The 23923-nt window shown below is 35.3% G+C and carries 18 protein-coding genes; 6 read left to right on the top strand and 12 right to left on the bottom strand.

All coding sequences use genetic code 11. The features are described 5' to 3' along the window. The first annotated feature begins 248 nt into the window (after positions 1 to 248). From JGH11_RS08425 to JGH11_RS08405, 5 genes are all read left to right on the top strand, one after another. Entirely contained in the window at positions 249 to 3362 is a 3114-nt protein-coding gene (locus JGH11_RS08425; RefSeq protein ID WP_201111138.1) for a TonB-dependent receptor, read from the top strand. Positions 3363 to 3377: 15 nt separating this feature from the next. Beyond that, entirely contained in the window at positions 3378 to 5009 is a 1632-nt protein-coding gene (locus tag JGH11_RS08420) for a RagB/SusD family nutrient uptake outer membrane protein (protein WP_201111137.1), read from the top strand. A 133-nt stretch (positions 5010 to 5142) separates the two neighbouring features. Continuing rightward, a complete protein-coding gene (locus JGH11_RS08415; protein ID WP_370567579.1) occupies positions 5143 to 6180 on the top strand; it encodes a SusE domain-containing protein in 1038 nt (345 codons plus the stop codon). A gap of 99 nt (positions 6181 to 6279) precedes the next feature. Continuing rightward, complete coding sequence (locus JGH11_RS08410) at positions 6280 to 7425, top strand: glycoside hydrolase family 76 protein (protein ID WP_201111136.1); 1146 nt, start codon at positions 6280 to 6282, stop codon at positions 7423 to 7425. Between the two features lie 77 nt (positions 7426 to 7502). Then, a complete protein-coding gene (locus JGH11_RS08405; protein WP_201111139.1) occupies positions 7503 to 9653 on the top strand; it encodes a GH92 family glycosyl hydrolase in 2151 nt (716 codons plus the stop codon). 22 nt (positions 9654 to 9675) lie between these two features. Here the strand turns inward: JGH11_RS08405 and ndk are convergent, their stop codons facing one another. Continuing rightward, positions 9676 to 10140, bottom strand: coding sequence for a nucleoside-diphosphate kinase (gene ndk / locus JGH11_RS08400; RefSeq protein ID WP_201111135.1), 465 nt, complete (start codon positions 10138 to 10140; stop codon positions 9676 to 9678). Positions 10141 to 10175: 35 nt separating this feature from the next. Next, on the bottom strand, positions 10176 to 10400 hold the full coding sequence (locus JGH11_RS08395; protein ID WP_201111134.1) for a winged helix-turn-helix domain-containing protein: 225 nt from the start codon (positions 10398 to 10400) through the stop codon (positions 10176 to 10178). Between the two features lie 359 nt (positions 10401 to 10759). On the opposite strand from JGH11_RS08395, the gene JGH11_RS08390 reads away from it, so the two are divergent. After that, entirely contained in the window at positions 10760 to 11770 is a 1011-nt protein-coding gene (locus tag JGH11_RS08390) for a UDP-3-O-acyl-N-acetylglucosamine deacetylase (protein WP_201111133.1), read from the top strand. Between the two features lie 109 nt (positions 11771 to 11879). Here the strand turns inward: JGH11_RS08390 and JGH11_RS08385 are convergent, their stop codons facing one another. From JGH11_RS08385 to JGH11_RS08340, 10 genes are read right to left on the bottom strand one after another with little or no spacing between them, the layout of a single operon-like run. Beyond that, positions 11880 to 14807 (bottom strand): calcium-translocating P-type ATPase, PMCA-type, encoded by a 2928-nt coding sequence (locus JGH11_RS08385; RefSeq protein ID WP_201111132.1) that lies wholly within the window; start codon positions 14805 to 14807, stop codon positions 11880 to 11882. A 7-nt stretch (positions 14808 to 14814) separates the two neighbouring features. Then, positions 14815 to 15651, bottom strand: coding sequence for a phosphoribosyltransferase family protein (locus tag JGH11_RS08380; RefSeq protein ID WP_201111131.1), 837 nt, complete (start codon positions 15649 to 15651; stop codon positions 14815 to 14817). Next, on the bottom strand, positions 15629 to 16300 hold the full coding sequence (locus JGH11_RS08375; RefSeq protein WP_201111130.1) for an HAD family hydrolase: 672 nt from the start codon (positions 16298 to 16300) through the stop codon (positions 15629 to 15631). The genes JGH11_RS08380 and JGH11_RS08375 overlap by 23 nt, the downstream gene beginning before the upstream one ends. Further along, positions 16300 to 17796, bottom strand: coding sequence for a helix-hairpin-helix domain-containing protein (locus tag JGH11_RS08370; RefSeq protein ID WP_201111129.1), 1497 nt, complete (start codon positions 17794 to 17796; stop codon positions 16300 to 16302). The genes JGH11_RS08375 and JGH11_RS08370 overlap by 1 nt, the downstream gene beginning before the upstream one ends. 7 nt (positions 17797 to 17803) lie before the next feature. Then, positions 17804 to 19378: a PP2C family serine/threonine-protein phosphatase gene (locus JGH11_RS08365; RefSeq protein ID WP_201111128.1), complete on the bottom strand. Its 1575-nt coding sequence runs from the start codon at positions 19376 to 19378 to the stop codon at positions 17804 to 17806. A 3-nt stretch (positions 19379 to 19381) separates the two neighbouring features. Beyond that, a complete protein-coding gene (locus tag JGH11_RS08360; RefSeq protein ID WP_201111127.1) occupies positions 19382 to 20425 on the bottom strand; it encodes a TerY-C metal binding domain-containing protein in 1044 nt (347 codons plus the stop codon). Positions 20426 to 20464: 39 nt separating this feature from the next. After that, a complete protein-coding gene (locus tag JGH11_RS08355) occupies positions 20465 to 21100 on the bottom strand; it encodes a VWA domain-containing protein (protein ID WP_201111126.1) in 636 nt (211 codons plus the stop codon). A gap of 54 nt (positions 21101 to 21154) precedes the next feature. Next, a complete protein-coding gene (locus tag JGH11_RS08350; RefSeq protein ID WP_201111125.1) occupies positions 21155 to 21793 on the bottom strand; it encodes a VWA domain-containing protein in 639 nt (212 codons plus the stop codon). Between the two features lie 8 nt (positions 21794 to 21801). Further along, complete coding sequence (locus JGH11_RS08345) at positions 21802 to 22767, bottom strand: hypothetical protein (RefSeq protein WP_201111124.1); 966 nt, start codon at positions 22765 to 22767, stop codon at positions 21802 to 21804. Between the two features lie 12 nt (positions 22768 to 22779). Beyond that, complete coding sequence (locus tag JGH11_RS08340; RefSeq protein WP_201111123.1) at positions 22780 to 23877, bottom strand: toxic anion resistance protein; 1098 nt, start codon at positions 23875 to 23877, stop codon at positions 22780 to 22782. Positions 23878 to 23923: the final 46 nt, after the last annotated feature.

The following is a 23923-nucleotide window of genomic DNA, read 5'->3' as shown; positions in this document are numbered from 1 at the left end:
ATTTTCTTTTTTTAATTTAATATTGATTAATTAACTTTTTAAAAATTTAGTCTATGTAATAATTCTAATAAATATTAGATAAAAAGAAAGAGTCATTAAAATTTCTCGAAAAATGAAGGTTGATCAGCTAGCAATTTTTTCTATCTCCGGATAGACACTGAAAAACAGTGAAAAACAAAACATTCTCAAAATGGGTTAAATCCCCTAACTCTTAGTAAAAAAACAAAAACAAATCTAAGAACCATTCTATGATTAAAAAGCAGTATAAAACAATTTTTACTTGCATTCTGAGCGGATTCTTATTGGTGAATCCACTTTTGCTCACACATGCAGGAGAAAACCATTTGAACGAAGCCAAACAGTCTATCGCAAAGACTGTTAATGGCACAGTGAAAGACAACGCTGGAGAGCCCTTAATTGGAGCTACTATCGTAGTCAAAGGAACATCGAAAGGTGTTACAACTGATATTGATGGAAACTTTTCCATTGATTGTTCCAGTACAGATTTTTTGGTAATCTCTTATATGGGATTCGTTTCGCAGGAAATCCTTGTAGGAAATAAGACCAATATAGCTGTTACCCTACTTGAAGATTCTAAAATTCTAGATGAAATTATTGTGATTGGATATGGTACAACTACGCGGAAGAGTGTCGTTGGAGCTGTAGATCAGGTGAAATCTAAAATGCTTGAAGATCGGCCTTCGTCCAATATGGCACAAGCACTTCAAGGAGCCTCTCCAAGTTTGATCATACAACAGAAAAGTATGGACCCGAACAATAATAGCATGAATATAAACATAAGGGGACTTTCAACAATGAATGATAATGCTCCACTTATCGTTATCGACGGATTGGTATCAGACGATGCTAGTTTGAATAAATTAAATCCGAACGATATAGAAAATGTTTCTGTACTGAAAGATGCAGGGACTGCGGCTATTTATGGTTCCCGATCATCGAACGGGGTAATTCTTATAACAACAAAAACGGGTAAAAAGAATCAGCGCCCAATGGTCCGATTAAATGGACAAGTTGGAGCACAAGATCCTAAAATACTTTTCAGACCGGTTTCTGGCTATCAGAATGCTACGCTAAAGAATTTGTCTTTAACCAATACAAATCAAGCACCTCAATATTCTCCCGAGCAAATTCAAGATTTATATGCACATCAAAACGAAGAATATTGGTACTACGATAAAATTATCCAAACAGCACTTCAGCAGACATATAATGTGAGTGTATCAGGAGGAAATGAGAATACTACTTATATGTTCTCGGGTGGTTACTTTGATCAGGAAAGTAATTATAAAGGTCCTGGATATGGTATAACCCGTTATAATTTACGTTCGAATATTACAACTGAATATGGAAGATTTAAATTAACTTCTATATTAGGTTATACTCGTGACGACAGCAAAAAGAGCGTAGATGGTAATGCTATCATCAACTCGTCTCGTATACCGACTTATTATTGGAATAGATTGCAGGATGAAACGGGAAGATATCTAGTAAATGATCTTCTTACAGACCAAAACCCTTTGGCGGGGCTTAAAGAAAGTGGTTTTGAGAAAGGAAATACTGACTATATTAATGTTAATCTCGGTTTAGAGGTAAAAATAGTTGATGGTCTGAAGTTAAAAGGTATTCTAGGTGCAGATATCTTTAATTATCATCGGTTTATTCGAAGGAAATCTATTCCTATGTATATGAGTGGTTCAGAGGAACCTATAGCATACATGAATCCAGATGGAGGTACAGAAGATTACAATGAAAATAAACGTTTGATGAATTATCAGTTATTAGCGGATTATCAGAAAACATTTAATCAAAATCATAATCTTTCTGTTCTATTCGGAGCATCTAACGAATCTTATACTTTCAAAAGTAATGAGATTAAACACCAGAAAACGAATGATCTAGGAGTAAGTATAGACTCTGAGAAAATAACAGGAAGCACATCTTTAGGCAGAGAAAAAAGAAGTATCACATCTATTTTAGGCCGTTTGTCCTATAATTTCATGGATAAATATTATGCTGAATTCAGTTTTAGGGAAGATGGCTCTTCTATATTTGCCAAAGGTAATCGTTGGGGATTCTTTCCATCGGGCTCTTTAGGGTGGAGAATTTCAGAAGAAAAATTCATGGATTTCTACAAAAATGAGATAGGAGATCTGAAGATTCGTTCATCGTATGGTATATTAGGAAATCAACGTATATCTTCGTATCAAACGATTACCACTTATGATAGTTATCAAAATACATACGTATTTAATGACAAGGCTGTTGTAGGGTCAGGCTTCAATTATGGAAACGTAGATATGCAATGGGAAACCTCGCATAACTTTAATATCGGTTTTGATGCTAGTTTTCTAAAAGGAGCTTTAAATACTACATTCGATTACTTCCATAAAACAACAAAAGATATTTTGCTAAATCCTGAAATTCCAACTGTATTTGGAGGTGGACTGAAGAATTATAACATGGGTGAAATGAAAAATCAAGGATGGGAGTTGGTAGTCAACTATCATTTAGACACAAAAGACTTTAAGCATACTTTTTCAGCCAACATTGGTGATTCTTGGAATAAGGTAACCAGCTTTATTGGAAATGAGCAGATAAGTACTTCTGATGAAATTTCACGTTTGATTAGGATCGGCCTTCCCTTCAATGTATATTATGGATACAAAGTAGACGGCTATTTTGAATCAATGGATCAGATCGCATCATCAGCTCTTCCTGTTGGTGTTTCAGCCTCAGATTTACGTCCTGGAGATACTAAATACATCGACCGTAATAGTGACGGAGTTATTGACGCAAAAGACCGTTATGTATTAGGAAATGCTTTCCCTCGCTATACATTTGGATTCACTTACGATGTAGCATGGAAGAATTTCGATTTCAGTATGTTTTGGCAAGGTGTAGGCAAACGTGATATGATGGTACGTGGAGAGTTGGTAGAGCCGTTTCATAGTAACTATTCGTACACAATATACAAGCATCAGTTAGATTATTGGACTCCAACTAATACCGGTGCTGAATGGCCTCGCTTAGCCGCTATAGGTTCCACTTCTAACAAAAACAACTATGGGATGGGATCTGAGATCAACCTGGTAGATGGAAGTTATTTACGTTTAAAAAACATTCAGATAGGATATACTTTGCCTCTAAATTTAACCCGTAAAATAGGATTAGGAAAAGTACGTACATACATTAATGGACAAAACTTATTGACATTCAGTAAAAACTCATGGATTGATCCGGAATCATCAGAGTTCAATGCAAACATGTCAGGCTCTGCAAATAGCGCCCGAAATTATCCTACTCTAAGGTATTATGGTTTTGGATTTGACATAGAATTTTAAACAAACAGATAATATATGAAAATAGATAAACTCAAATATATAATTTTATCTTGTATCGGTTCAGCCTTTCTGTTCTCTTGTAATAGCTTGGATCAAGAACCTACAAATAAATATACAGATGCTACATTCTGGCAATCTACTGAAAATGCCGAGTCGATTGTTAATATGGCTTATAGCCAGATGTATGGTGCTGGAAAACTATGGAATGATGAAGGGCTCTCTGATAATGTGATCGAAGGACGTGACAACAACGACGGCCGAATGATACGTAACGGATTGGCTGATCCGTCTTTAGGCCGCTTTGCTAGTGAATGGAAATGGGCTTATGAAGGAATCAAAACCTGTCATAAATTTTTAGAAAATGTAGACCAAGTACCTAAAATGAGTGCTGCGTTGAAAGAACAGAGGAAAGCAGAAGTACGCTTTATTCGGGCTTTTATATATTTCCGATTGGTTAATTTCTATGGTGATGTTCCATTTTTCACTTCAGATATCTCATTGTCAGACTCAAAAACCATAAGTCGTACATCTAAGACCACAGTATTAAAATTTATTCACGATGAATTGGATGATATAGTACAATACCTTCCTGCTCGTAACTCAAGTTTTACAGCTGAAAACAATGGGCGCATAACAAAAGGGGCTGCTCTAGCATTTCAAGCACGTGCTTATTTGTATGAAAGTAATTGGAGTAAAGTAGAAGAGTGTACTTCCAAATTGATAAATGAACAAGCTACATATGGAACATATGGTCTATTCAATAATTATGAAGCCCTGTTCCATACCGAAAATAAATATAACGAAGAAGTTATTCTGGACTATGGGTATACTACATCTTACCGTACTTGGAATGAGATGTATTCTAGGGTACCAATGTCTGTAGGAGCTTTTCTTAATAGTTGTGCTCCGACTCAAGAGCTGGTAGATGATTACATTACAGTGAACGGATTATCAATAGATAAAGATCCAAGCTATAAAGAAAGTGAGCCATACAAAGATCGCGATCCTAGATTGACATATACTGTTGTATATAATGGATATAAATGGACTAAACCGGATGGAACAAGCGTTACCATAGAAACAAAATCAGGAGCGAATACTCCGGATGCATGGCAAGGTACAAATTCAAACCGTTCTATAACAGGATATTATATTCGTAAATACTATGATCCAGAATCAACCAGCTCTGAATCGAATTATAGCCAGCATAATAACATCATTATGTTCCGTTATGCTGATGTACTACTAATGCATGCAGAAGCTATGTTTGAGCAGAATAAAATGAGCCAAACAGTTTGGAATGAAACTATCAAGCCTATTCGTTTACGTGCAGGATTTTCGGGCAATGCTTTAAATTATCCATCAGCTTTGTCTGCGACAGAAATGCGTGAATTGATACATCGTGAACGTCGTAGTGAGTTAGCTCTCGAAGGACTTAGATATTATGATATCATACGCTGGAAAGAAGGCTCTAAATATCTCAATGGTGTAGTTCATGGGGCAAAATTTGCAAATAATAATACAGCATACATTACGCTTGATACTCGTAAGTTTAATGAGAATAAAGATTATTTATGGTCAGTGCCACGTTCGCAAATTCAACTGAACCCAAATTTGAAGCCAAACAATCCTGGATATGCAAACTAAAAATCATAAAAAATCAAATACAACAATTATGAAAACAATATTAAATAAAATACTGATTCTACTTCTATTTGTAATAGGCTTCACTGGCTGTAAAAGTGACGATATGAATTTTTCAGATGCTTAAGTAACAGCTATCAATACACTATATGAGCCGTCTGATGGAAAAGCTATAAATTTAACTCCTACAGGTTCATTGTATTTTTCTTGGGAGCCAGCTGCTGTCGAAGACGGAGGTTCTCCCCTATACGAAGTATTATTTGATAAGGAAGATGGAGACTTTTCTAATCCAATTTATGTTATAGCTTCTGATCAGAACGGATATTCCAATGGAGCTTCTATAACTCATAAAATATTAAGTAAAGCTGCAGGATATGCCGGTGCTGAGCCCGGAGAAACAACGACTGTAAAATGGGCGGTAAGATCTTCTCGTGGAATTAACCAAGTACTTTCTACAACATTTCGAAAACTAACACTTACTCGTTTTGTCGGATTTGCAGAGCTGCCAGACCAAGTGTTTATTACCGGTAGTGGTAGTGAAGCAGGGGACGATATTGCAAATGCAATACAAATGACTCGAACTGCTCAAGGTGAATATGAAGTATATGTAAAACTTATTCCTGGAGGAACATATAAGTTTGTCGATGCTAAAGCTGGAACGCCTCGTGAGTTTTATATAGAAAATAATATGATAAAAGAAGGGGAAGGAAGTACTTCAAATGCCCTAAACGGAGTATATCGTATAATTCTGGACTTTAATACAGCTTCGCCTGCCTCTCCTATCGAAATTGCAAATGTAGGATTTTGGTTCTGTCCTAATAATAAAGTTGAATGGAATCTGGCATATATAGGAAACGGTACATGGAAAGGAACTGGCCCTGTTAACTTTAAACAAGAAAGTTGGGGTCGTGATCAACGTTATAAATTTAGAGTTACAACAAAAGATTCAGCCGGAACTTCAATTATGGAAGACTGGGGTCCTAAGAATACAAATGAAGATGGAACACCTTCTGGGGCAGCCAGCTACTATGATACTAAAGTATATTTAACAGCTTCATTAGGCAACCCTCAATGGGATCCGAAATGGAAATTTGCGAGTGAGTTTGATGGTGCAAATGTTACCCTTACTGTAAAAATGCACGGAGATCAATATACACATGAGGTTTCAAAATAAAAATTAGGATATTGCCTCAGACATTTAACTCGTATACGAAATTTATTAAGAATTAAGGCGAATAGGTGTTTGAGGTATTTCCAACAATGTAAAATACTTATGAGAAAAATAATATATACATTTCTGTCACTTAGTTTGTTCTTTTTACAATCGTGTGGAGACGTAGATGATGAGTATACATACGACGAGTGGACAAATGTAGATTGGTCAGCAGCAGCGGATAATACGACAAATTCACTTATTGATCGCTTCTGGAATACATCAGCCAATTATTTCAATTATGGAAACGATGGTACTACCACTGATTTTCATTATTGGCCTAATGCCCATGCAATGGATGTTTTAATCGACTCCTATCTGAGAACTAATGATGCTAAGTATAGTGCATATTTCGATAAATGGTATGCCGGTATCAAAGTGAAAAATGGTAACACATATAAGAACGACTATGTTGATGATATGGAATGGAATGCATTAACCATGCTCAGAATATATGATATTACCAAAGATGCAAAATATCTTAATACAGCGAAGGAACTTTGGGGCTGGATAAAAGATGCATGGACAGAAGATGCAGGAGGGGGGATAACTTGGTGTACTAACCCCAATGTACAGCTTACTAAAAATGCATGCTCAAATGGACCTGCCGCAATTATTGGTGCACGTATGTATAATATTACTAATGATCAATCAGACCTAGAATGGGCCGAAAAAATATATGAATGGCAAAAGAATACATTAGTGAACAGAGCTACGGGAGCAATCAGCGATCATATCGTTGCTGCAACAAACGAAGTGAAAGGTGGTGCGTTGACATATAATCAAGGTACTTATATTGGAGCTGCTGTAGAACTATTTAGTATTACAGGAGATAGAACATATTTAAATGATGCTCAGAAAGTAGCCAATTATACTATTTCAAGCCTCATTAATACAAGTAATAATATACTACGAGAAGAAGGTAGTGGCGATAATGGACTTTTCAAAGGGATATTTATTCGTTACTTCTTAGAGTTAATTAAGGTGAATGAACTCCCGGATTCGTATCGGAACAAATACATCACTTTCTTTAATAATAATGCAAACGTGCTTTGGTCTTCTGGAGTTTACAAAGAAGACTTATTATTCGGACCAGCTTGGGACTCTGCCCCTGTGGGAATAACTCAGCTTACATCACAGGCGAGTGGATGTATGATGATAGAAGCGAAAGCAGCCTATGAAATATGGGTAAGTTCTAAGAAATAATAATATCTAAAATGAAACAGAATAGAGAGTTTGTGTTTTATACAAACTCTCTATTCGCATTATTAATATTCTTTTTTATGAAAAACTTCAACCTTATTATTTTATTTTGTTTATCGGCACTTTTTGTCGATTGCTCTACTACAAAACAGGAACGGCTGACGGACTATGTCAATCCGTTTATAGGAACAACGACATTATGGGATAGTATAGACTTAGGATATACTCCTACTCGTAGAGCATGGGGTGCAGAAGCATATCCTGGAGCATCAGTTCCTAATTCTATGGTGCAGGTAACACCTGTAACTATGTGGCGAAGCGGTTCAGGCTATCAATACGAAGATTCTGTTATTTATGCCTTTACTCATACAAGTAAAGGACATTGGAATTTATGTTATGTTCCTCTTATTGCTGCTAGTGGAGACATTTCTCCAAAGAATTATTATTCCCCATATAGTCATGGCAATGAATCAGCCAGCCCCGGATACTATCAGGTATTTCTTGAAAAATATAATATAAATGCAGAGGTAACTTCTACTTTACGATGTGCATATCATAAATATACATATAAAGACGGAAAAAATAAAAAGATCATAGCAGATTTAGCTCGTTCAAATGAACATGTAAGAGATTGGGAAATAGGGCAATCCGGAGATAATATTTTTACCGGCTTTCAAAAAACAGGGTCTACGTTTTATTTTTATGCAGTAACAAATCATAAAATTAAAGGAATAGAATCTTTAAAAGAAGGGGAGACTGAAGTCAGTGTTGTTAATTTTGTTGACGATGAGGATGTCAATATCCCTTTAGAAATGAAAATAGGTTTTTCTTATGTGAGCATTGAAAATGCAAAAGAGAATCTTGAATCAGAAATGTTATCTAAAGATTTTCTTCAAGTTAGGAATGAAGCTACAAATTCTTGGGAAGATTTATTATCCAAGATCCAAATATCAGGAGGAACTGAAGATCAAAAAGAAACATTCTATTCGACTTTCTACAGAGCATTTTTATGGCCTATATTGCTAAGTGATATCAATGGCGAATTTATTGATGCAAATGGTGAAATTGCAAATAAGGGTTTCCGGTATTATAGTGATCCATCTTTTTGGGACGACTATAGAAATAAATTAATTTTACTAGGAATGATTTCCCCCGATGTTGCTACTGATGTTATCAAATCGATAACAGATCGTGGGGAGATAAAAGGATTTATGCCTACTTTCTTCCATGGAGATCATGCTTCTACATTTATCGCAGGAAGTTATTTGAGAGGACTTCAGAACTTTGATATACAAAAGGCATATAAATTATTATTAAATAATGCTTTTGTAGAAGGAAAAGGAGGAAGACCTCATATAAAAGAGTATATAGAAAGAGGCTGGATCTCAGAAGAAGATATAAAAGAACCTAAATTGGAAACTGTAGCTAAGGCAGCAGTAACTAAAACACAAGAATACTCTTATGATGATTATGCGACAGCATTATTAGCAAAAGAATTAGGTGATCAGAAGAACTATGAGAAATTGATGATGAGAACAAACAGCTATAAACATCTGTTTGATCCTTCAACACAGTTGATGCGTGGACGCTTAAATAACGGGGAATGGATTACACCATTCGACCCAGAACGTCCTTTTTACGAATATATGTATCGAGAAGCGAATGGTTGGCAATCAACTTTTTTCGCCCCGCACGACCCTGAAGGCTTTATCGCTTTATATCCGAGTAAAGATGCTTTTGAGAATAAATTAGACTCTTTATTTTCTATTCCGTGGAAAAATTATGAAGCTCATAATATGACTGTTTTTATCGGGCAATACTGTCATGGCAATCAACCCGGACATAGTTCTCCGTACTTATACTATTTCATAGATAAACAAGAGAAAGCTCAGAAAATTCTGAATAAGATTCTGAATGAATTCTATCGTATGGGGCCAGAAAGATTGGCTTATGCAGGGATGGATGATGCCGGAGAGATGTCATCTTGGTATGTGCTCAATGCAATTGGCTTGTATACTTATTCACCAGCTGACCCCGAATATATTATAACCGTTCCTCTATTTGATAAAGTTGTATTTAATCTGGGAGAAAATAAATTTACAATCATAAAAAAAGGAAAAGGAGAAAAAATTGAAAAAGTTATCTATGGCGATAAAAGCATTAATAATTATTTTATTACACATGACGAATTAAAACAAGGAAAAGAACTTGTTATAACGACATCTAAATAGGAAGAGATTTGGTAGAGATGAATTATAACAGTTCATCTCTACCATATAAACTTGAGGACATAGATATTTTATAATCAAATAATTCGCCTTTACCAAAAAAGCGACTGAGCTCAATCTCAGCAGAACTCAAAGAGTCAGATGCATGCACTATATTTTCTTGGGCACTCATTGAGAAATCACCTCTAATAGTTCCGGGAGTCGCTTCTCGTCCATTAGTTTTGCCAATAAGTTTCCTCACTACATTAACGGCATCCACTCCCTCCCAACATTGCACTATAACAGGACAGCTCATCATAGATTCTTTTACATCAGTAAAAAAAGATTTATCCTTTAAATGAGCATAATGAATATTAAGTATCTCATCATTTAGCTGTATCATTTTCAATCCTATTAAGTGTAAACCTTTATTTTCGAATCGGGAAATGACGTTTCCAATAAGTCCTCTTTGAATAGCGGAGGGCTTTAATATCACTAATGTTTTCTCCATTATTATATATTTATGTAAACGATGTATGATTAATTTTAATAATACATATCGGTTGCAGAATGATTTAATCCAACGAATAACACATCATTCTTATTACTAAATCGAATTTTTCCTTCTCTGGCAAGCCAACCTAAAGCTAAGGTAATCATTACTCCATCATATGATGTCATTTCACCTATTTGTCTGATAGATAACTCTTCATTTATCGACAACAAATGCCAGATTGTACCTGCATTTAAACCAATATCATTCTTAATCATAGTCTATAGTTTTTAATCGTTATAAACAAAGTTCGTATTTTAATATAAATGTTATACGTTCCAAACTTCGATTAATATGTCCTAATTTGCTCAATCATCAACACAATTTCAGTCTGCAATAAAGGATTTTTTTTGCAAATAAAAAATTTAGTTTAAACCAAAATACGAATAACAGGACATTTTTGTCGCAGATTAGATAGTTGAAGTATTCCTTAATAATTACACCTTTGTAGAATACGAGAGTAGAATATATTTAAAAGTAAATTCATTACGATAGAATTATCCAATCTTAGATATATCTCCAGAGATGAGATAAATCAAACTTCAAGGTGGTAATTTCTATTATGTTTAATAAAGATATGAAAAAGCAAAGAACATTAAAGAACAGCTTTTCACTTGAAGGAAAAGGATTACACTCAGGACTAAAAACTACAATATCATTCAATCCTGCGCCCGACAATTATGGCTATAAGATAAAACGTACGGATATTATGGGGCAACCAATCATAAATGCATTAGCCGAGAATGTGATTGATAGTCAAAGAGGTACAACATTATATGAAAATGGCGCATCAGCAGGTAGCGTAGAGCATGCCCTTGCAGCTTTATATGCGAGTGAAATAGACAATTGTCTGATTGAAATAAATGGGCCTGAATTTCCAGCATTGGATGGCAGCTCTATTCTATATTTGAGCAAAATCAAGGAAATTGGTACAGAAGAACAAAATGCACCTAGAAAGTATGTATCACTCAAAAGAAAGCGAATTCGGATAGTAGATAAAGAGAATGATTCATCTATGGTATTGATGCCTGGAAATTCTTTTGATATCAAAACAAAAATTACATTCGATTCTCCTTTGCTAAAAAGTCAAAGTGCATCTTTAGGTAATCTATCTGATTTTACAAAAGAAATAGCTTCGGCACGAACTTTTGCTTTTATAAAAGAAATTGAACCGATGATCCGGGAAAATCTCATCAAAGGAGGAAATTTAGATAATTCGATTATAATCTATGATACGATTTTACCTCAATCCGAACTAGACCGTATTGCCGACTTAATAGGTGTCAAACATCGTGATGCAAGGAAGCTTGGCTATATTATGAATAAACCATTAGCATACTCCAATGAGCTTGCTCGACATAAATTGCTGGATGTAATTGGCGATCTTGCACTTGTGGGTGCATTTATAAAAGGATCTGTGACCGCAATTCGTCCTGGTCATTTGATCAATAATCAATTTGCCATGGCCATAAGGGAATATTATATAACCGAAATAGAAAGTAAAGAAAAGAAATCGATAAAAACAGAAGATATGCCATTTGAACTCTCTGCAATTCGAGATGATATTTTCTGTTGGAATAGACTTTGAATAGTAAATATTATTATGTAGATGAAAAAGTTCGAGATTTAGGATATCTAAAAACAAAATAAGGATACTATAACTAGTATCCTTATTTTTATCATATCTCCAGAAATAATTATTTTTTAATTAATCTAGATATTTCTCCAATCCACAATACAAATGAAGTTGAGATAATAATAATTAACCAGTCTCGTATTTGAAGAGGTACTGTACGGAATACTTCTCCACCAAATTCAACAATCAGGATTTGACCGATAAGGATTACAATGGCGACCATAATAAACCCTTTACTTTTCGACATATCTGTGAATGCGGATTTTCCGGTTTGGAAAGCTTTGGCATTAAACATATTCCAGAATTGTAATATGACAAAGAATGTAAAAAAGAAAGATAGAGAATAAGCGCCTTTGTCTCCATTCACATGGCTAAATAGTGCATCCAACTTCTCCGGTTGGGAGAATACGTACATCATAGCAAGAAGAATAACGACAAATATCATACCTACAGATAAAATGAGGTGCCTCATTGGAGGAATGATTATAAAATCCTTATTTCTTCTTGGTTTTTCACGCATCACTTTATGGTCAGGTGGCAATGAAGCTAAAGCCCCCGCAGCAAATGTATCCATAATCAGATTGATCCATAACATTTGTGTAACTGTAAGAGGTAGCTCTGTCCCAAATATAGAGCCTAAAAACACAAGAATTAAGGCGGCTACATTTATTGTCAATTGGAATAATATGAAACGTTGGATATTTTTATACACCGAACGTCCCCACATCACTGCAGTTGCAATACTCTTAAATGAATCGTCAAGTAGAGTAATATCGCTCGCTTCTTTTGCTACTGAAGTACCCGATCCCATAGATAGTCCGACGTTAGCATGATTCAGCGCTGGAGCATCGTTTGTTCCATCTCCGGTCACAGCAACGATAGCATCTTTCTTTTGCAACAATTGTACCAAGCGCTGTTTGTCAGTAGGACGTGCACGGCACATTATTTTAAGATCCAAAACTATTTTCTCAGCATCTTCGTCTGAAAGAGCTTCGAAATTAGGTCCTGTAATAATATTTTTATCGGTATCAGTATCTTTCCATATACCAATCTGACGACCAATTTCACGGGCTGTTCCCGGCGTATCGCCTGTTACTATTTTCACATCTATTCCTGCATCAAGACATTCTGAAACAGCTCCGGGAACATCCTCACGAACAGGGTCTGAAATAGCAGTAACTCCTAAAAATATTAAGTTTTCTTTTGCAAGATCTTTAATTTCAACATCCTTAGTAATATCATCCAAAACTTTATATGCAAACCCTAAAGTCCTCATAGCTTGATTCTGATATTGTAACAATAAGGTATCTATTCCTGTTTTTTCTTCTGTTATATTTTTCTCTCCACTTTCGGTAAGTACTGTAGTACATTTACTCATAACTATTTCCGGAGCCCCTTTCACATACAAGATATACTTATTGTCATCAGCATTCTTGATAAGGGTTGCCATATATTTACGTTCGGTAGAGAAAGTTAATTGGTCTACTATCTTTGTGTTTTCTCTGACATCTATATACTTAATCCCCTTTTCATTCAACCATAGCAGAAGGGCTGCTTCCGTAGGATTTCCTAATGTATTTACTTTAGAACTATCGGAGAAATCTAGATGAGCCGTAGAGTTGATTGAAATATTTTCTATTATTAATTTGCTTGCAGTATTATCAGATAGCTTCTGATTTGGAAGTGCAGAAAAAGCCGTTTCGGCAACTTGCATCTGATTTTTTGTTAATGTACCTGTTTTGTCGGTACAAATGACAGTTACAGCTCCCATTGTTTCACATGCATGCATCTTGCGGACAAGGTTATTCGTTTTTAACATACGACGCATACTAAGGGCCAAGCTCAATGTTACGCTCATCGGCAAACCCTCAGGTACTGCTACTACAATCAGTGTTACTGCTACCATAAAGTATTGTAACACATGGCGCGCTGTCTCCATACTTACCCAAGAATCAGGATCGATTGGACTTACGCCAAACAACCAGCCAATGCCGGCAATTACTACAATTGTAAGAAAGCCTAAAGCAATCCATCTTAACCAACCTCCTTCATCTACACTTTTAGGAAGTTTCTTCTCCTTTCCGGCAAGTTCAAAACCATCATAAACAATTGGCAACCAAATTTTAATCAGGGCTACCAATCCCCCAGTGATTACAGCAGATAACAATCCTAACTGTCCCCATGTATATGAAATAGTACCTCCAAATATATCTTTTACAAATAAAACGATAAAAGTAAGTGCCGCCAATGCTAGGCCTACAACTCCAATGAATTTTGCTAATCCGTCTAACTGTTGATTAAGAGGTGTTTCCTCTCCTGTCATTTCAGTAGACTTCTCGGCCACCTTTCCATATTCAGTGGCATCTCCTACAGTTTTGACTATATATATACCGTGCCCATCCATAACTTTCGTTCCTCTCATAACCCAGTTTGATGGGTAAGTGGCATCAGCTTCGAAATCTTCGGAATTTGTTGTTTTATCAATAATTGGTTCGCCGGTTAGCGTTGATTCGTCAATTTGCAACGATATAGCTTCAATCAATTCTCCGTCTGCAGGAATTTCATCTCCTGTATCTACAAGAACAACATCGCCAACAACAATCTGTCTTTTTGGAACTTCAACTACATTTCCATTACGAATGACCTTAACAAGAGTATCATCATTGACTTGATTTAGTATGTCAAATTTCTTGTTTGCATCCACTTCAAACCAGAAAGCAACTCCCGTTGCAAGTAATATTGCACAGAAAATGCCAATTGTTTCTGCATAATGCTTTTCTCCTGTCGATAGATGTTCAAAAATAGCTATACCTAAAGACAAGAAGGCCGCAATAAGCAAGATACGTATAATCGGATCTTCAAATTTCTCAAGGAAAAGTTTCCATAGAGGTTCTTTTGGAGGTGGGGTAAGAATATTCTCCCCGTACTTTTGTCGACTTTCCAATACCTGCTGGTTATTGAGTCCGGTTAAATGTCTTTTTTGTTCCATTGGTTTATTATAAAATTAATTTTAATTTGTTCAGATTTCTTAAATAAGTTTCGAATTTATAAAACTCATTTCCCACAGCATTGTGATATAATGAATGTTTGAATTCATCTGTCTGTTTATTGATAAATGAATCAAATTCCTCAGGTTTTCTATTCAAAATATACTTTACAACACGAGTGTTAAATGTAAAATCGTCTTCATCAATAATTTTACTTATATCATCTATTCCTTTTACAAAATAGTTATTCAAGTAGTTTTCTATATTTGGATTTATAGCATGATTCGTCAATTCAGCAAAGTAAATCATGTAGCTGTCTTCTGTTATACCATGCTCACTTAGCATTTTAGTAATAATCCGTTCGTGTGTGCCTGTTATTTTTATATCATCTATAAATATCATCTTCTTTCCTTTCACAAATTCTTTGTCAATATAGAATTTGTCTCCACTGATCAGTTTATAGCGACTTTCAGCAGACATTCCGGCATAGTCTTCTCTATAGGTCACAGTACGGTGAATCTTAGTTACTTGAACCACCGGATAACCATTATCAAAGAGATATGAATTTATTCTGTTTATAAAATACTTTGTCATATAAAATGAAGCAGTAGGAATATGAGAGTAGGCACTGGGGACAACAATTAGCTGTTCTCCATTGTATGTATGCCTAAATACTCCGTTAATAAATCTTTCGGCAAGTTCATATCCGAACTTACGGGCTATATTTTCTGCTCCGTGTTTGAATTTTGAATATTCTTTAGGTGAAAAATCAAAGGCTGCTTCCGAATCAATTTTAAATCCTGAAAAGTGTACTATATTTCCTTTATAATCTGGTTCTGATATCATTTAATGTATAATTTGGCTTAATTAAAAGTGCTGAGAATCCAAAGTCAATAGCACCTTTATAATCTGTTTTTATATTATCTCCTACATGTAAAACATTCTTTTTAGGAGTATTTATGTTATCGTATACTTTCTGAAAAAATATAGGCGAAGGTTTGGAAGCATTGATTTCGTCGGAAAAAATATGAAACGAGAAAAAATTTAGGATATTTAATTTGTCTAATGCAATCCTTAAGGTTGTTCCCTCAATATATCCCGTATTGCTTGCAAGATTCATAATCAACCCTTCCTTGTTTATTTCTTCCAAAATAGAAAAGACATTGCTATTTAACAATTGAGGACAATATTCGATAAATAAATCGTCAGAGAATGCTCTAACTTTATTTGCGTCTTCAATACTTATTGATTCAGTAGAATTGCCTATCTCGATTAAGATCTTCAGATACATTTCTGATGCAGGTATCTTACCACCATAAGTTTCATTGTGCAGATCGAATGTCTTATCTAGATCTCGAATGACAAGGTCGATTTGCTCTGCTCGCAAACCTTTAGGGTTGTAGCTGTCAGCTATCATTTCAGCCCTTTTTAGTTTAAACTCAGGATGCGATTTGATTAGCGTCAACCATAAATCGAAAGAAATGTTTGTTATCATCAATTTGAAACTAATTGAACAATTACTAAACGGCCTCCTTCTTCTTTTGATAGCAATATTTGTTTGTTATCAGTAAGCTCTACAGCTTCGTTTATTTCTATTTTTTTTCTATCTGTTTTATCTTCCAGATCAGTCAAACGCTGATTTACCAACAACCACCTTCCCTGATGAAAAACAAAGTAACCTACAGGCTTTTTTTGTTCTTCTGTTAGTCTTTCATTTGGGGATAAATTTCTGTTTACATGCCATTGGTAGAGATACTGATTGTTGTAAACCATTAAACGATAATTGTCAGAAGTATAGTTTTCAGCATTGCGTGAAGAGTATAAATTGAGGACAGGTAATTGGCCTTTATATTCTGTTCCGCAAAAAGGACATTTAGGCTTCGTAGAATTGTCAAAAACAAACCACTTGTACCAGCATTTCGGATTTTGACAAGGCTGCATCAAATCGATGGTCTTCAACAATCCATCTTCCCATTCATTAGCCGTAGGGCGTAAACTGGGATTGTGTAATCCATCTATAAATGCCTTTTTAAATAAATCGACCAAATACGGACCACAAACCGTATATGGTATCTTTACAGGATCTGCTTGCGGCAATTGAGATGATTCAAGCTGGTGACTTTTTACACTATTAGATATATCTGTCGGATGTTCTATAAATAAGGCTTTTGATCCCATTGATAGCTCCTCATCTTTGGAGGAATCCAAATCATTAACTTTTCCTCCGCGTAAAGGGTGTCTGTAAAGTAGATACATATATATCATTACAGCCAAAGCATGCCTGTCTGTTCTGATGCTTGGCAGCTTCCGTTCCGGATCTTTTATATCCAAATGTTTAGTGGCAATAACTTCCGGTGCAATAAAGTCGGGTGTACCGAGTACATCAGGTGGAAATTTCCCGGGTATGACCAAGCCGTCTATATCAATGATAGATGCTTGACCAGATATAGGATCAACCAATACATTCTTATATGATAAGTCGGAATGGGCAAGTCCTGCAGCATGCAAACGTTTTACAGCACGGCTTATTCTAATACAGATTTGAAAATATTTAAACCAGACCCCTCTCTCTTCAGGTGCTAAAAACCTGTTTTGGTTTTTAGCTGAAGCAAACCATTTCCCTTCTTTTTCTTTTCCTTTAATTCCCAAGAAATCATTATTAACCGAACCATATTTAAAGAAATATTGACTCTGATAGGTTGGACATACAACACCAATCTTTCCTTTATATTCAACCATCTTTGTTGGCCAGCAGAAAGAATCTTTCCAATATTCACCTCCTTCTTGTTTGAAGATACGTTCTCGGTAGATACCAGTTATATTTTCTAACCTGTCTTTTGCGTTGTAATCCTGCTTTTCTCTGAAAAAGCCAACCACATAAGACTTATCAGGGCTAAAATATACATCTTTCATTGCTCCAGATCCTATGATCTCGTCTACGAACTCAACAGGGGAACCATCTGTAGCTCTTATCTTTATTATATTTGCCATCTTTTTATCAATATATTATTGCAATAGTACGATCGTCGTGATTGCCCGGTGACCAAAAATCTAACCATTTTAATAATTGATCGGAACAATCAAAATCATCTTTGAACTCAACTTCCCTATTCAAATCATCCCATAGATTATTCCATTTCTCTGTTTGCATCAGATTAGATTCAGTTTCAAATTTCGGATCAGTTATACCGTCAGTCATTAAGACTAATGCTGTAAAATCATCTACTATTTCGAACCGGAGACGACGATATATTTCAGCAGGTTGCATAATCTCAGACATAGTCAGAAATCGGGTTTGGCCTGCAAACTCTCCACCATCAGGCTCTCCCAAAACCTTGAGAAATTGTGTATCTTTATTATAGATACCGATTCCTCCATCGCCGATCCAGAAACTGGCAACAAACCAACCAAAATTATATTTCTTACATATGCTGAGTAATAAAGTCGTAGAAAAGTCCCGTATATTTCCGTCTGTTTTAACAGCCTCTTCTCCAATATTTTTGTAGGCTTTGAAAATTGCAGTCCCTAATATTTCATAAATAAGATCTCCTACGGCTTTTCTACTTTCATCTGAACTGCTTTTATTAAAGTTTTTAATTAATTGACCAAGCTTGTCTGAGTCTGCCTGTAGCTTTTCTTGGCAAATATCAATGACCGTTTTACAAGCTATTTGTGAACCTCTCCGCGAATACTTTGCAGAGCCTGCACCGTCAGCAACTGTTATCATATACCAGTCGTTTTCGATATCAAAAAGGAATTTGAAATCATCATCCCTTGCTCTACCTTCATGAGCGTGGGCACGACCTCTTTGACTTGCTGCAACCATGTCTTTTTGCTCCTTCTTACCTAATCCGAAAAAGCCTCTCTGAGATTCAACCTTTAGATAAGCTTTATCTGAATCTGCTTTATAAAATAGAGTATCGGGCGGAGTCGGAATATTATTCCAAAGAGAGCGAGGATCGGGATTGACCACAAGAGTTAGTTCTTTACTGAATACAGGATTTCCTATACTCGGGTTTTTAGACTTGAAAAACCATGTGATTTTATGGTCGCCTGCAATTGTGGGAATGCCTTCTATCGTATTAGTCTCCTTATTTAGCCTTATGCCGATCTCATCCAAGCCATCAAAATAAAAATCTCCAATCTGATTTTTAGAAATAAATTCAGAGTCGATAGTGAAACTATATGGTTGATTTACCTTCCCATTTTGCAAGCAAAAGCTTTGACTTCGTATATGATTTTCAAAAGCCTGGTCTTTAGCGTGTTGCTTTGCAAGTTCATCCATCGGATTATTTAAATCGCTATATTTCATAGTTTCAGTTGTTATCAGGGAGTCTTCTTTTCTATCAATATCATTATTTGATGGCTGTAACGAATTTTCGTTTACTATCATTATTTCCTCATTGATGATAGTAACCACATCTTTTTGTAGAAAATCAACATCGAGTTTTCTCTCATAGGAATATCTTTCACAAATGAATTCTTTTATCTTATCGTGTGAGATGAATTCTAAAGCTGTTTCTTCATTCTCAAATGGCAAACCAATATTTTCTAAATATTCTTTTATTGTCATATTTTATCCCCTTGTTCTTCCAATATCCGAATCACCTTCTGCAAAACCGAATTGAGCTTCGCTATTACACCAAGGGCATTTGCTCATCTCTTCGTTACCTACACACATGATATTTCTACATTTACACACAGAGAAACCATATTGATTTCCACAGCAAGGACAAGTCGGAAATCCGGTTAGTTCTGCTGTATTTACAGTTTGTCCGGTTTGGTAAATATCTGACAATTCGAAATAAGTTTCATCTATAGGATAGGCTCCGACTAAGTTATAACTTTTGTTAATATTATATTCTGAATAGCTTCCGGAACCTTTATTACTCCTATATTTCATCAGATACGGACGATGAGTATTCTGGCATTTACCTAACATTACTGCATAGTTATCATCAATGATCTGCTGATTCATTTCCTGCTCGATCTTATTAAGAAAATCTTCGTCAATAGGAGCTAGTTTCAAATCATCAGTATGCATCTCACTAACACTAATGCTACTTGTCTTTATTGATGCCGTAATCCATTTGAAGAAAGCTTTAAATGATTCAGAATCTGTGTTTTTTAATTGTAGAACATTATCGGTTATTCTTTTAAGTATATTAGTATCTGTGCCCTGTCCTAAGGTGACGGCTACCAGATTTGTTGAATTACGATATTTATTATTCCATCTATCGAAAGAATATTCATATCTGTCTGTAGGATTACCGTCAGTAAAAAGAAAAATGATAGGTTTCCAATCACCTTTCTCATCCAGCGTTGTTTTCTTGATGGATCGGTCAAGATTGTCCATCAAAAAATTCAGCGCTGTTCCGATAGATGTTCCTCCTCCAATAGGTATTTTGGGCGGATAAAAGTTATATAACTCTGTTAGATGCACAATTTCTTTAGCCTTGCCGGCAAAAACTATTATCGAAATATATACTGTCTCGAGTGCATAAGGATCTGTCCGTAGTTCCTTTATAATGGTAGCTATTCCATTTTGAACTTGTTCTATCGGCTCTCCGACCATTGATTCCGAAACATCAATCAAAAAATAGATTGGCAATCTTCTCATAGTTTGTTGTATGTGTTATTGTGAAAAATATTCTTGTTTTCAGATTACGGTATTAACCTCAGGTGGTGGTGGAGGCAATTGTATATCATCTGATACTCCAACACTTTTATTTCCTACACTAACAGATGCTGACACCCATTTAAAGAACTGACGGAAGGTTGTACTATCTGTTGTATCAAGAGAATACACCTGATCTGTTAATAGTTTCAATGGAGCAACATCTGCTTTGGCTCCAGCGGCACAGGCTATAATACTACCAAAGTTGCGTTTTTTTACCTCAGGTATCATCTGATTATATTTCTGAAGATCAGATGGTTTTCCGTCTGTCATTATAAAAAGAAGAGGCATCCAGTCTCCTTTCTGGTCGGAAGTACTTATTCGAACCTCGGCATCTACTTTTTGGCATAATAACTCCAATGCAGCACCTAGATGTGTTGGCCCTGAGTCGGGGGTAGTTATATCCGGTAGCTGTAAGGCTTCTAATTCTGTCAGTGAGAGTATTTGTTTTACCTCTCTATCGAATGTGATGATACTAATATATACGGATTCAAGAGCGAAAGGATCTTGTCGCAAGCTTGAAACCATAGCTTGTAATCCTACTTTTACAGATTCGATTGGTTCACCTCTCATCGAACCTGAAGTGTCTAGTAGTAAATAAACGGGTAAACGTCTCATTTTTTTGTGCTTTCTTTTTATTCAAGAATAGTTTTTAATCTTGTTTACAATCTTTTATACAACAATGTTGACTTCGGGTGGAGGTGGTGGAAGTTCGCTCATTCCTCCAATCTCTTGTCCCGTCGATTCAATCTTTTGGCTACCTATACTTATCGATGCAGATACCCATTTAAAAAATGCTTTGATCGAACTTATGTCAGTTGTATCCAGTTGTACAACAATCTCAGTGATTTCCTTTAGAACATTAGTGTTTGCCTGTTGCCCGGCAGCACAGGCAACCACAACTCCAAACTTTTGTTTTTTGAAATCTTCTAATCCTTTTTTCCAATCGTCTGTAGGGGCTCCATCTGTCATTATAAAAACTAAGGGCTTCCAATCACCTTTCTGTTTGAGAGTAGTTTTTGTAATCTCGGTTTCTACTTTACTAGCCAATAGAGAAAGTGCTCCTCCTAAAGACGTCGTGCCAGAGGCTTGCAATTCAGGCATCTGAAACATTGATAGTTCGGTGAGAGGAACAATCTGTTTCGCTGAAGCTGAAAATGTGATAATACTAAGATATGCAGTTTCAAGGGCGTAAGGGTCTTGGCGTAAACTAGAAATTAAAACCTGAACACCGTTTTTAACAGCTTCGATAGGCTCACCCGACATTGATGCCGAAACATCTAATAGTAAATATACTGGTAGTTTTCTCATATTATTTTTTATAGCATTTTGGTATTTAACATAGATTTTAATATCTCGGCATGAATATTAATGTCTTCTAATGATGCGAGAAAATCGAGATCTGATATCGTTTTGTGATTTTCTTCCAAAAGGTTCAATACTTCGCATGAAATATACTTATTTGTGTTTTTTATATTAGTTTCTGCTTTTTGATTATTTTTTATCAATTGTTTTATCATTTGCGATTGTTTAGACATTTCTGCCTCCCATTTTTTTAATGGAAATAATACTATGTCGCATCTTAGGAAAAGGCTTTTGGCCGGCCAATATAAAAAGTAAATTTCTTCTTCCGCTTGTACCTTATATAATTCAATCAATACCGGATAAAAATTAACTCCGGCAATAAATGCGATATTAAAATAAGCTTGTCCTAATGCAATTAAGAGTTGCTTGTCGATTGTAGCATATTGATTTCTAAATGTATTTTTCTTGTCGTACGTTATTATTCTCTCTAGAATATCGTGTGTTGATTCAAAAAAATAATCTTTATAGAAATTAATCGAAAAAGAACTAATATCTTCCTTAAAAGGATATTTGTCAGAACGTTCGTAAAAAGCAACATATAAGCTTCTCAGAGACTTAGACATATTGATTGTCTGTTTTTGCTTTTCGAGATCGAATCCTCCTTCCTGAAGGATCGAATTTCGCAGCTTCTCAATCATTTGATTATTGATCTGAATCTCATTTTCATACATTTTTACAGCTCTATCGTTCTTTTGCTTTATAGAGTCCAACAAAGAAAGAAGCGTAGTCGTAAATTGTAAATGAAAGAGTTCCAGCTTATTAATATCAATATCAGTATTGTCTTCGAAAAGTTTATGGATAACTTGAGTTTGTAGATAAATCTTCATCAATGTCGAATCTTCAAAGAAGGTAACATGTGATAAAAGTTTATCAATAATTACGTTTGACTTGTCAAGTATTTCTTGCCTCAGTTCTTCCACAAACACAGACGATTAGTTTCCTCCTACTGATTTTCTTAATTCACCCTCAAGCGATTGTAATTCTTTATCCAAAACTTCTCTATTCTTCATACCCTCTTCGTGTATGCGTTTCACCTCATTAAGAGTCGATATCAAAGAGTTGGTTGTTTTTTTCAAAGTATCTATTGATACGATTGTGTTCTCATTTTCCTTCGCCACTTCTATGCTGTTTTGGCGTAGCATTTCTGCATTTTTCTCCAATATCGTATTTGTAGTTTCAGAAACCTTTCGTTGCATTTCTACGTTTGCTTTCTGGCGATAGAGAGCAACTGCAATCGTCAACTGGTTCTTCCATACAGGGATAGTTGTTGATATAATTGATTGTGCTTTGTCAGCAATTGCAACATTATTGTTTTGCACTACACGAATTTGAGCCAAAGATTGAATCATTACATAACGAATAATTTTCATATCGGCTAATCTTTTATCCAATCGAGTTACAAATTCGCGTGTATCAGCTATTTCGTAATCTTGATATTGAGCTGAATTAACCTCCATTTCAGCTAATTGAGTTTTTAGTTCTTCCAGTTTATATTTTCCGGCAATTATCAACTCTTCTATTTGTTTGATGTATTCTACATTATTATCAAACATGGTTTGCAGAGCTGTATTATCTTTTAGTGAATTGATTCTTCCAGCCTTAATTTTGTTCGAAATCTTGTCTACATTAACGATGATTTTATCATATTTCTGGAATATTTTTTTTATGTCTAATATTAGACTTTTTAAACCAGGAACTCTCATTAGAAATCCTTTAAATCCCTTCGGACTTAATTCGTCAACATCAATATAATTTAGTTCCGACAACAATTCGTTGATATGAGTACCAACTTCTCCTGCATCCATGGTTCGGGTTTGCTGAAGGAAATCGTTGCTATATTTTTCCATTGTTGCTTGCAAATCTGCACCATAATTTAGAACAGAATTAACATCGTTTGTAACTAAACTTCTGTTTAATTGAGTTATACGTTCCAACTCTTGATGTTGAAGTTGATTGAGATCGATGTTTCCTTCTTTATCCATTCTTTGTGCAAGAACCGGTAATGCATTCGGAGAAGTATTTGTATCCATAACAAATATAATTTTAATGATTTTTTAGTGTATAATAGAGAATATA

The sequence above is a fragment of the Dysgonomonas sp. Marseille-P4677 genome (genome assembly GCF_016652235.1).
GTDB lineage: Bacteria > Bacteroidota > Bacteroidia > Bacteroidales > Dysgonomonadaceae > Dysgonomonas.
The sequence above is the reverse complement of the archived record's forward strand: the minus strand, read 5'-3'. Positions and strand labels throughout refer to the sequence as shown.